This window comes from Solirubrobacter phytolaccae (genome assembly GCF_027587195.1).
Classification (GTDB): domain Bacteria; phylum Actinomycetota; class Thermoleophilia; order Solirubrobacterales; family Solirubrobacteraceae; genus Solirubrobacter; species Solirubrobacter phytolaccae.
This window is the reverse complement of sequence record NZ_JAPDDP010000035.1, coordinates 61,534-72,022: the sequence shown is the minus strand read 5'-3', so window position 1 is coordinate 72,022 and position 10,489 is coordinate 61,534. Positions and strand designations below refer to the sequence as shown.

Annotated in this window: 11 protein-coding genes; 5 read left to right on the top strand and 6 right to left on the bottom strand. The window is 73.2% G+C overall.

What is annotated here, in order from left to right; genetic code table 11:
- From OJ997_RS19160 to OJ997_RS19150, 3 genes are all read right to left on the bottom strand, one after another.
- The coding region (locus tag OJ997_RS19160) for a molybdopterin oxidoreductase family protein (protein WP_270026808.1) at positions 1 to 2,109 on the bottom strand (2,109 nt) is incomplete at its 3' end.
- Entirely contained in the window at positions 2,106 to 3,308 is a 1,203-nt protein-coding gene (locus OJ997_RS19155; protein ID WP_372517914.1) for an MFS transporter, read from the bottom strand. The genes OJ997_RS19160 and OJ997_RS19155, both read right to left, overlap by 4 nt.
- Before the next feature lie 58 nt (positions 3,309 to 3,366).
- Positions 3,367 to 4,464: a DNA polymerase III subunit gene (locus OJ997_RS19150; protein ID WP_270026805.1), complete on the bottom strand. Its 1,098-nt coding sequence runs from the start codon at positions 4,462 to 4,464 to the stop codon at positions 3,367 to 3,369.
- A 57-nt stretch (positions 4,465 to 4,521) separates the two neighbouring features.
- Between OJ997_RS19150 and tmk the strand changes: the two genes are divergently transcribed.
- The 3 genes from tmk to OJ997_RS19135 all read left to right on the top strand — a co-directional run bounded on the left by tmk (position 4,522) and on the right by OJ997_RS19135 (position 7,250).
- Positions 4,522 to 5,100 carry a dTMP kinase gene (gene tmk, locus OJ997_RS19145; RefSeq protein ID WP_270026804.1) on the top strand — a complete coding sequence of 193 codons (579 nt, stop codon included), beginning with the start codon at positions 4,522 to 4,524 and terminating at the stop codon, positions 5,098 to 5,100.
- Positions 5,097 to 5,393: a hypothetical protein gene (locus OJ997_RS19140; protein WP_270026803.1), complete on the top strand. Its 297-nt coding sequence runs from the start codon at positions 5,097 to 5,099 to the stop codon at positions 5,391 to 5,393. The genes tmk and OJ997_RS19140 overlap by 4 nt, the downstream gene beginning before the upstream one ends.
- An 84-nt stretch (positions 5,394 to 5,477) precedes the next feature.
- A complete protein-coding gene (locus tag OJ997_RS19135; RefSeq protein ID WP_308213579.1) occupies positions 5,478 to 7,250 on the top strand; it encodes a RecQ family ATP-dependent DNA helicase in 1,773 nt (590 codons plus the stop codon).
- Here the strand turns inward: OJ997_RS19135 and galE are convergent.
- Positions 7,244 to 8,212 carry a UDP-glucose 4-epimerase GalE gene (galE, locus tag OJ997_RS19130; RefSeq protein ID WP_270026802.1) on the bottom strand — a complete coding sequence of 323 codons (969 nt, stop codon included), beginning with the start codon at positions 8,210 to 8,212 and terminating at the stop codon, positions 7,244 to 7,246. The genes OJ997_RS19135 and galE overlap by 7 nt on opposite strands.
- 14 nt (positions 8,213 to 8,226) lie before the next feature.
- A complete protein-coding gene (locus OJ997_RS19125; protein WP_270026801.1) occupies positions 8,227 to 8,580 on the bottom strand; it encodes a RidA family protein in 354 nt (117 codons plus the stop codon).
- 47 nt (positions 8,581 to 8,627) lie between these two features.
- Between OJ997_RS19125 and OJ997_RS19120 the strand changes: the two genes are divergently transcribed.
- Together OJ997_RS19120 and OJ997_RS19115 are read left to right on the top strand one after the other, a co-directional pair.
- Positions 8,628 to 9,095 carry an Lrp/AsnC family transcriptional regulator gene (locus OJ997_RS19120; protein ID WP_270026800.1) on the top strand — a complete coding sequence of 156 codons (468 nt, stop codon included), beginning with the start codon at positions 8,628 to 8,630 and terminating at the stop codon, positions 9,093 to 9,095.
- Between the two features lie 3 nt (positions 9,096 to 9,098).
- Positions 9,099 to 9,944, top strand: a complete 846-nt coding sequence (locus tag OJ997_RS19115; protein ID WP_270026799.1) for a hypothetical protein — start codon at positions 9,099 to 9,101, stop codon at positions 9,942 to 9,944.
- Here the strand turns inward: OJ997_RS19115 and OJ997_RS19110 are convergent.
- Positions 9,915 to 10,469 carry a YdeI/OmpD-associated family protein gene (locus OJ997_RS19110; protein WP_270026798.1) on the bottom strand — a complete coding sequence of 185 codons (555 nt, stop codon included), beginning with the start codon at positions 10,467 to 10,469 and terminating at the stop codon, positions 9,915 to 9,917. The genes OJ997_RS19115 and OJ997_RS19110 overlap by 30 nt on opposite strands.
- Positions 10,470 to 10,489: the final 20 nt, after the last annotated feature.

Below are 10,489 nucleotides of genomic sequence, written 5' to 3'. Positions count from 1 at the left end.
ATCCGACTTCGCGGCGTGCCCGGCGCCCGCGGGCGGCGCGGCGTGCCCGGCGTCCGCGGCCGTTCGCCGGCCCACCTCGTCTCGGCGGGCGTGCTTGCGCGCCTTCACCGGCTCGACGCGGATCGCCGTGGCCTTCAGGCCCGGCTGGCGGGAGACGGGGTCGGTCTCGCGGTGCGTGAGGTCGTTGACGCCGCCGTGGCCCGCCGGCGCGTGCAGCGCGCCCCAGTGGAAGGGCGCGAACGCGGTGCCGGGGCGCAGCGTGGCGTCGAGGCGCACGCGCAGCTTGATCGTCCCGCGCCGCGAGACCACCTGCGCGAGCTCGCCCTCGCGCACCCAGGCGCGGCGCGCGTCGTCCGGGTGCAGCGTGATGAACGGCTCGGGCTCGGCCGCGACCAGCTCCTTCGACTTCCCCGTGCGCGTGAGCGTGTGCCAGTGGGTCGCGATCCGGCCGGTGGTGAGGACGAGCAGGTGCTCGGCGTCCGGCGGGTCGGCGGGGTTGCCGGGCAGCGCCGGCTCGAGGACGGGCGCGCCGGTCGCGGTCGGGAAGCGGCCGTCGGTGTACAGACGCGCGGTGCCGGGATCGATCGCCGAGCGGCAGGGCCACTGGAGCGACCCGTGCTCGAGCCGGGCGTGGCTCACGCCGGACTGGTCGCACGGGCGGCCCGCGGTCAGCGCCGCGAACTCGTCGTAGACCTCGGCGGCATCCGCCCAGTCGAAGCCGTCGAAGCCCATGCGGCGCGCCGCGGCGGCGAAGATCTGCCAGTCGGCGCGGGCCTCGCCGGGCGGGTCGATCGCGGCGCGCATGAGCTGGATCCGGCGCTCGGAGTTCACCGACGTGCCCGCCTTCTCCGGCCACTGCGCCGACGGCAGCACGACGTGTGCGAGCGCCCCGGTCTCGGTCGGGTGGTACGCGTCCTGGACGATCACGAGCTCGGCCTTGCGGAGCGCGTCGCGCACGCGCTCGGCGTCCGGCATCGACACCGCGGGGTTGGTCGCGCAGATCCAGACGGCCTTCACGCGGCCGTCCTCCAGCGCCTCGAACAGATCGGTCGCGGGCAGACCGACCTTCGGGGAGATCGACCCGGCGGGAACGCCCCAGTGCGCCTCGACCTCCGCGCGATGGTCCTCGCGCACGACCTTGCGGTAGCCGGGCAGCAGGTGCGCGAGGCCGCCGGTCTCGCGCCCGCCCATCGCGTTCGGCTGCCCCGTCAGCGACAGCGGACCCGCGCCCGGGCGCCCGATCTGCCCCGTGACGACGCACAGGTTCAGGAGCGCGCGGTTGATCGCGACGCCCTCCACGGACTGGTTCGCGCCCATCGACCACATCGCGAGGGAACCCTCGGAATCCGCGAACGCCCGCGCCGCGCGCTCGATCGCGACCTGCGGCACGCCACACGCCTCCGCGGCGCGCGCCGCGTCCCACTCGCCCGCCAGCTCGTGGCCGGCGATGAACGCGTTCAGCAGCGCGAGGTCCGTGCCCGGCTTGATCTGCAGGTGGAGGTCGGCGACCGCCGCGGAGTCGGTGCGCCGCGGGTCGACGACGATCAGCGTCGCGCCCGCCTCCTGCGCCGCGCGGATCCGTCCCCACAGGATCGGGTGGCAGGCGCTGGTGTTCGAGCCGAGCAGCAGGATCGTCGAGGCGAGCTCGATGTCGTCATACGCGGGCGGTGGGCCGTCGCTCCCGAACGTGGCGTCGTACGCGGCGACCGCGGACGACATGCACAGGCGCGAGTTCGAGTCGACGTTGTTCGTGCCCAGGTAGCCCTTGGCGAGCTTGTTGACCGCGTAGTAGTCCTCGGTCAGCAGCTGGCCCGAGATGTAGAACGCGATCTCCTCCGGCCGGTACTGGCTCAGCCGGACCGCGACGTGGTCGAGCGCCTCGTCCCACGACGCGTCGCGGAAGCGCTCGTCGGAAGAACCGCGCAGCAGCGGCGTCAGCGCGCGGTCGCCGGCCGTCACCGCGGACGGCAGCTCGAGCGGCTTGCGGCACGTGCGTCCCGCGTTGACCGGATGCGCCTCGTCGCCGCGGACAGCGGCCAGCCGGCCGTCGCGAACCTCCGCGACGAGCCCGCAGCCGACGCCGCAGTATGGGCACCCGGTCCGTGTCACACGGGAGCCTCGGCGGTAGCGCCCCAGCCACGGCGCCAGGCGGCGCGCAGCACGGCGACACCGACGAAGGCGACGAACACGACGCCCGCCACGACCGACAGCCCGGTGCCGTAGCTCCCGGACGAGTCGTGCAGCGAGCCGAGCGCGATCGGCAACATGAAGCCGCCGAGGCCGCCCGCCGCGCCGACGAGGCCGGTCACGACGCCGATCCGCGCGCCGAAACGCAGGCCGACGAGCTGGAAGGTCGCGCCGTTGCCGAGCCCGAGGAACGCCATCACGATCGGGAAGCCGATGCCGGCCAGCAGCAGCGACGGCATGCTCGACAGCGCGAGCAGCAGCGGCGCGGCGACGCCGTAGACGACGGTCAGCACGCGCGTGCCGCCGAGGCGGTCGGCGAGGTGGCCGCCGAACGGTCGCACGAACGAGCCGGCGGCGCCGCCGATCGCGGCCAGCGAGGCGGCGTCGACCTTCGAGAGCCCGTACTCGTCGTGGAAGAAGATCGGCAGGAACGACGACAGGCCGACGAAGCCGCCGAACGTCACGGCGTACAGCGCGCACAGCTTCCAGGTGTCGCTCTCGCCGAGCTGGTTCGCGAAGGCGTTGAGCGTGAGGCGCTGCGCGGGCGCGGGCGGCTCCTTGGCGAGCAGGCGGAAGGCGATCAGCACGAGCACGGCCGGGATGAGCGCAAGGCCCATCACGCCGTGCCAGCCGACGTGCTCGGCCAGCCGCGGCGCGAGCAGCGCGCACGCGACCGTGCCGGAGTTGCCGGCGCCCGCGATCCCCATCGCGAGGCCCTGATACTGCGGCGGGTACCAGCGTGAGGCGAGCGGCAGGCTGATCGCGAACGACGCGCCCGCGACACCCAGCAGGACGCCGACGCCGAGCAGCTCGTTCATCGACGTCGCGCCGAGCCAGCCCCAGAGCAGCGGCAGGAGCGCGACGGCCATCGAGATCGTGCCGATCCGGCGCGGCCCGAAGCGGTCGGCGAGGACGCCGAGCGTCACCCGGAACACGGCCGCCGACAGCAGCGGCACGGCCACGAGCACGCCCTTCTCGGCGGCGCTCAGCCCTAGATCCTCGGCGATGTACGCGCCGAGCGCGCCCAGGATGACCCAGACGGCGAACGACACATCGAAGTGCAGGAGAGCGGCGACGAGCGAAGGCGTGTGACCTGCGCGCCGGAATTCACGCATACGCATGACCGGGGAGATCGGCCGATCGGCCGACAACTTCAGTGCGAAGGGATGGCTACGCGGACTACGCGGTGCGGCTGAGCGCGGCTTCGAGCCGGTACGCGAGCGCCTCGCACGCGAGCTCTTCGCTCACGTTCAGGATCAGCCGGGCACGCGTGTCGTCCACCAGCTCCTGCGCGCGGTGCAGGTTCGGCTTGCCCTGGTCCTGCTGGAGCGTCCCGAGGCGGTCGGAGTGGAACACGAGCTCCGGCGCTCCGGCCTCGAGCACGGCCAGGTCGCGGTACCAGAGGCCCGCGAGCTGCAGCGCGTGGTCCAGCGCCTGCGTGGCGGCCCGGCGATCCGCCCGGCGGGCCCGCTCGGTGAACTCCGTCTCGCGCCGCTTGTGCTCCTTCTTGGGCAGGAACTGCAGCTCTTCCTTGAGCTGCGCCTCGATCTCGGCCTTCGCGTCCGCGCCCGCCTGCTTGGCGCGGTCGAGGATCGCGCGCCACGGCTTCTCGCCCACGCTGCCATTGAGCGGCGCGCGCGCGAACTGCTCCGCGGCCTGGCGCAGCTTCGGCCCGTCCCCGAGCGCGAGCCGCACGGCCTTCTCCCCGTCCCCGAGGCTGAGCCGCGCCGCCGCCTGCGCGGTGTCCGGCGCGATGCCCTTCATCTCCAGCGTGTGCGCGAGCTGGTCCGTCGTCGGCGGATCGAACCGCACCGGCTGGCAGCGCGACGCGATCGTCGGCAGCACCTGCGTCGGCCGGTCGGTGAGCAGCAGCAGGACGACGTACGAGGGCGGCTCCTCGAGCGTCTTCAGCAGCGCGTTCGCGGCCTCGTCGTTCATCACGTCCACGCGCTCGAGCACGAAGATCCGGTGCGGTGCCTCGAACGGCGTGTGCGACGCGGCGGCGACGATCGCCTCGTCCACGTCCCGGCGCAGCATCTCGTGCGCGCCGCTCGGCGTGACCCACGTCAGGTCCGGATGGCTGCCGTGCCCCGCGCGGACCTTGACGTTGTCCGGGTCCTTCGCGCCGCGTGAGAGCAGCTCCCCGGCGAACGCCCGCGCCACGTCCCGCTTGCCACTCCCGGCCGGCCCGTGCAGCAGGTACGCGTGAGCGGGCGAGTCCTTCAGCGCGGCGCCGAGGACGGCCTGGGCGTGCGGGTGGTGATCAAGCGCGAGCACTCGGTCTGATCCTAGTCGCGCCAACGGCGACCGACGCGCCCGTCACACTGGTCTCCGATGCTCATCACGGTCGAAGGCCTCGACGGCGCCGGCAAGACGACGCTCATTGAAGGTCTCAAAGACCATCTGAGCGCCACCGTCCTCCGGGAGCCCGGTGGGGTGGAGCTGTCCGAGCGCATCCGCACGCTCGTGCAGGACCCGGAGCTCGACGTCGATCCGCGCGCCGAGGCGCTGCTGTACGCGGCCGCCCGCGCGCAGCTCGTGGCGGAGAAGCTCAAGCCGCTCCTAGACGGCGGCACGACCGTGATCCTGGACCGCTTCGTGGACTCCAGCCTCGCCTACCAGGGCGGCGGCCGTGGGCTCGGGGTGGAGGAGATCCGCGCGCTGAACGCGTTCGGCACGGCCGGACTGGAACCCGACAAGACGCTGCTGCTGCGGATCGCCCCGGAGCAGGGGCTCGCGCGCATCGCCGGTCGGGAGGCGGACCGGCTCGAGCAGGCGGGGGGAGAGTTCTTCTCGCGCGTGGCTATGACGTACGACGAGCTCGCCGCGGCGGAGCCGGGCCGGTTCGTCGTCCTCGATGCCGCCCGACCCCCGGAAACCGTCCTCGCCGATGCCCTCCAGGCCCTGACATGAACGAAGCGCTCTCCCTGCTCGCCGACGTCTTCGACGACCCGATCAACAACGCCTGGGCGCTGGACGAGCTGCGCGCGCAGTGGCGCGATCTCGCCCCCGAGGAGCGTGACGCGCTGACGCCGCTGGCCAAACTCGCCGCCCAGCGCATCGCCGAGGCCAAGGCCGCGCCGCCGCCGGAAGGCGCGCCGGCGCCGTCGTCCGCCACGGACGCCGACCTGGCCATTCCGACCGAGGCGGAGCTGCGCGGCGCGCTGCGGTTCGGCGTCAGCCCGTCGCCGCCACCCGCCGACTGACATGCACGAAGCGCTCGGGCTCCTCGCCGACGTCTTCGAGGCTCCCGCCGCCAACGCGGCGATGCTCGACGAGCTCCGCGCGCGCTGGCGCGACTTCGACGCGGAGGAACGCGCGGCGGGGGTGCGGCGCGGCTCGACCTCGCCGCGCTCGCCCCCGCCGCGCCGCGCGCGGCCATCGACGCCACGCCGGAGTCGCTGCTCTCGCTCGTCGGCCTCTCGACGTTCCGGCCCGGCCAGCGTGAGGCGGTCCAGGCCGCGCTCGACGGCCGCGACGCGCTCGTCGTCATGCCGACCGGCGGCGGCAAGAGCCTCTGCTACCAGCTGCCCGCGCTCGCCACGACCGACCTGACCGTCGTGATCTCCCCGCTCATCGCGCTGATGCGCGACCAGTGCGCGCGGCTCACCAGCCTCGGCCACCCGGCGGTGATGCTTGCGTCGGGCGAGGACAACCAGACCGCGCTCGAGCAGATCCGCGGCGGGCACGCGCAGGTCGCGTTCGCCGCGCCCGAGCGGTTCGCGAGCCCGGCGTTCCGGCAGGCCCTGACCCAGCGCAAGCTCGCCCTGTTCGTGGTCGACGAGGCGCACTGCGTGTCCGAGTGGGGCCACGACTTCCGGCCGGACTACCTGCGCCTCGCGACGATCATCGCCGAGCTCGGCCACCCGCCGACGATGGCCTGCACCGCCACGGCGACGCCGAAGGTCGCCGAGGAGATCGTCGCGCGCCTGAACCTGCGCGAGCCCGAGCGCGTGCGCTCCGGCTTCGACCGTCCCAACCTCTCCTTCGACGTCCTCCCCTTCGACGGTGAAGGCTCGGTCGCCCGCAAGCGCGCCACGCTCGTCGCGGGCGTCGAGATGCCCGAGAACCGCCCGGCGGTCGTGTACTGCGGCACCCGCAAGAGCACGGAGGAGATCGCGGCCCTGCTCAACGCGCCCGCCTACCACGCGGGCATGCCGACCGAGCAGCGCACGCGGGTCCAGGACGCGTTCATGAGCGGCGAGACCGACGTCGTGGTCGCCACCAACGCGTTCGGCATGGGCGTCGACAAGGCGGACGTGCGCTCGGTCTGGCACTGGGCGTTGCCGAGCAGCCTCGAGGCCTACTACCAGGAGGCGGGCCGCGCCGGCCGCGATGGCGAGCCCGGAAGAGCCGTCCTGCTGGCCTCCCGCAGCGACCTCGGCCGGCTCGTGCGCTTCATCCAGGAGGCGGAGGTGACCGTCGAGCAGGTTGCGAGCCTCGTCAACCGCCTGCGCGCCCAGGGTGACCTGGAGCTCGCCGCGAACGAGGAGCGCGACCGGATCCTGCTGGCCGTCGCGGAACGGGCGGGCGCGCTCACGCTCTCACCCGGCCAAGGCGGACGCGTCCACATCACGCTCGCCGACCGCCCGCTGGATCGCGGCCGGGTCGCGGAGCTGTGCCGTGCCGCCAAGGACCGCCGCTGGCAGTCCTACCGCTCGATCGAGCACTACGCGGACGCCACGAACGACCGGTGCCGCCGCCGCCAGCTGCTCGACCACTTCGGGGATCCCACGCCCGGCCAACCGACCGGCCGCTGCTGCGACATCCACGACCCGCCCGACTGGCTGCCGCCGATCACTGCCGCCAAGGCCAAGGGCAAGAAGGCGCCGATCGTCGAGGACGGCCCGCCCGTCGACGAGGGCGAGCTGTCCGCGCTGAAGGCCTGGCGCCGTGAGCGCGCGGACGGCAAGCCCGCCTACACGGTCGCGACCGACGCGACCCTAAGAGAGGTCATCCGCCGCCAGCCGCGCTCTTCCGACGAGCTGCTCGCCATCAAGGGCATCGGCGCGTCCTTCGTGGACAAGCACGCCGACTCGCTGCTGGAGCTGCTGGCTCAGTAGCCGCCGGGGTGGGCGGAGTGCCACGCCCACGCGTCCCGGATCATGTCCTCGAGCGTCTTCTCGGGCGTCCAGCCGAGCCCGACCCGCGCCCGCGCGTTCGAGGCGACCAGCCGCGGCGGGTCGCCGGCGCGGCGGTCCTCCTCGACGACCGCGATCTCGCGCCCGGTGACCGCGCGCGCCGTCTCGATCACCTCGCGCACGGAGTACCCGCGCTCGGAGCCGAGGTTGTAGATCGCGTGCTCACCTTCCACGGCCTTGTCGACCGCGAGCGCGTGCGCCACGGCCAGGTCGTCGACGTGGATGTAGTCGCGCACCGCGGTGCCGTCGGGCGTCGGGTAGTCCGTCCCGAACAGCGCGACGCTCTCGCGCGTGCCCGCCGCGGCCTGCAGCACGAGCGGGATCAGGTGCGTCTCGGGCTCGTGGTCCTCGCCCAGCGTCCCGCTCGCCCCCGCGACGTTGAAGTAGCGCAGCGACACCGCGGCGATCCCGTGGGCACGCGCCTCGTCGGTGAGCATCCGGTCGACCGCGAGCTTGGAGTTCCCGTACGTGTTGACGGGGACGTTCGGCGTGTCCTCGGTGATCAGCTCGACGTCGGGCTCGCCGTAGGTCGCGGCGGTCGAGGAGAACACGATCCGCTTCACGCCGTGAGCCCGCATCGCGTCGAGCAGGTTCAGCGCGCCGACGACGTTCCCGCGCCAGTACCTCTCGGGCACCTTCTGGGACTCGCCGACGAGCGAGAGCGCCGCGAAGTGCAGCACCGCGTCGAACCCGCGCGCGACGACCGCGTGCACGGCGTCCGCGTCGAGCAGGTCGACCTCGGCGAACTCGGCGCCCTCGGGCACCGCGGCGCGGTGGCCCTTGTACAGCGAGTCGAGCACGGTGACCTCGTCGCCGCGCGCCACGAGGTGCTGAGCGACGATCGAGCCGATGTAGCCGGCACCGCCGGTGACGAGAAGGCGCATTGACGCGAGGGTAGCTACGCGGCGGCGACCACCTCGAGCTCTACCAGCCAACTCTCAGACAGCGTGCCGACGACGATCGCGGTCGTCGGCACCCGCCGCCCACCCAGCGCGACCAGCCGCGCGGCGGCGTTCTCCTCCGCGTAGTCGGCCGAGCGCAGGTAGCTCGTGACGCGCACGATGTGGTCCACCGTCATCCCCGCGTCGGCGAGGATCTCCCGCAGGTTCGCCCACACCAGCTCGAGCTGCTCGGCGAGCGTCGGTGGCGCGCCGCCACCGGCGTCGAGCCCCATCGTGCCCGCGACGAACAGCCAGCGGGTGGGTGCGACCACTTCGGCGGAGTGGGCGTAGTCAGGTCCTGAGGCGTACATGCGTACAGACTCGTCGCCGCACCCAAGGCCTGCGCAATGATTGATACGTGAAGACGCCCCTGGACGAGATCGATTGCGCGCTGATCGCGCTGCTGCAGGAACGCGGCGACACGCCGAACCTCGAGCTGGCCCGCACGGTCGGCCTCTCGCCCGCGGCCACCTCCCGCCGCGTCACCCGCCTGCGGGCCGAGGGCGTGATCGAGGCCGTCCGCGCCGTCGTCTCCCCGGACGCCGTCGGGCTCCCGCTCCAGGCCTTCGTGCTCGTCGCGCTCACCGACCACAGCGCGGAGGCCGACGCCCGCTTCGCCCGCGCCGTCGCGGACATGCCCGGCGTCCTGCGCGCGGACACCATCTCCGGCGACCAGGACGCGCTCCTGCACGTCGCCACGGCGAGCCCGCAGGACCTCCATCGGCTCGTGCTCGGCCTCAAGCGCGCCGGCGCCGGCCGCGCGCTCACGATGCTCCGCCTGCAGGCGATCAAGCCCTCCGCGCCCGTTCCGGTCACTACCGTCTGAGCCATGCGCTCCAAGCTCGCCGTCGCGGCGATCGCCGGGTGCCCGGTGTTCCCGGCGTCCAGCCCCTGGAACCAGCGCGTCGACGACCGGGCCGTCCATCCGCGCTCGGACGCGATGGTGCAGGCCATCGGCGCCGACGACACGGTCCATCCCGACTTCGGCTCGGGCACCTACGAGGGCCGGCCGATCGGCATCCCGTACCAGGTCGTGTCGCGCTCGCAGAAGCGGTCGAGCGTCGCTTTCACCTACGCGGGCGAGTCCGACCGCGGGCCGTACCCGATCCCGGCCAACCCCAGGATCGAGGGCGGCGGCGACCGCCACCTGCTGCTCGTGCAACGGGGGAGCTGCCGGCTGTTCGAGCTGTTCGCGGCCGAGCGGCGCGACTCCACCTGGCATGCGGGGAGCGGCGCGATCTTCAACCTGCGCTCGAACAAGCTGCGCCCGAAGGGCTGGACGAGCGCGGACGCCGCCGGGCTGCCGATCCTGCCCGGGCTCGCGCGCTACGAGGAGGTGGCGGCCGGCGAGATCAAGCACGCGCTGCGCTTCACGGTCTCGCGCACCCGCAAGGCGTTCGTCTTCCCCGCCCGTCACTACGCCTCGACGCTCACCGACCCCGACCTCCCCGCGATGGGCCAGCGCTTCCGGCTCAAGGCGGGCGTCGACATCAGCAAGCTGCCGCGCCAGGCGCGGATCGTCGCGACCGCGCTCAAGCGCTACGGCATGCTCGTCGCCGACAACGGCTCGGACTGGTACCTGAGCGGCGCACCCCACCAGCAGTGGGACAACGACGCGCTGCGGGCGCTGAAGGCGCTGCGCGGCTCAGACTTCGAGGTCGTCAGCGAGCGCTGAGACGTGCTTCGCGATCCGCCGCGCGCGGGTCTCGGGGCGCTTGGCGTCGTGGATCTGGAAGAGGATCGAGTAGCGCTCCTGGCTCTTGAGGGCGGCGAACCGCGCCTCGACGCCCGCGGCGGCCATCGCCGTCCGCAGGTCCTCCGGCACCTCGATCTTCGACGGCGGGGCGTAGGCGGCGTCCCAGCGCCCGTCGGCCTTCGCGGCGTCGATCTCGGCGTGCCCGGCCGCGCGCATCCGCCCGGCCGCGACCAGCTCCTCGCAGCGCCCCACGTTGATCTGCGACCACTTCGAACGCGCGCGCCGCGGCGTGAACTTCTGCCGGTAGTGCGTCTCGTCCAGGCCCTTGCGCTGCCCGTCGATCCAGCCGAAGCACAACGCAACTTCGATCGCTTCGACCAAGTCGACCGTTGGTAGTCCCGTGCTCTTCTTCGGGAACAGGACCCAGACGCCGTCCGCGCTGACGTGGTTGGCGTCCAGCCAGGTCTCCCACTCCTCGCGGGATGCGAACGCGCGGTCCTCCATGCGCGCCGGATCGTACACTC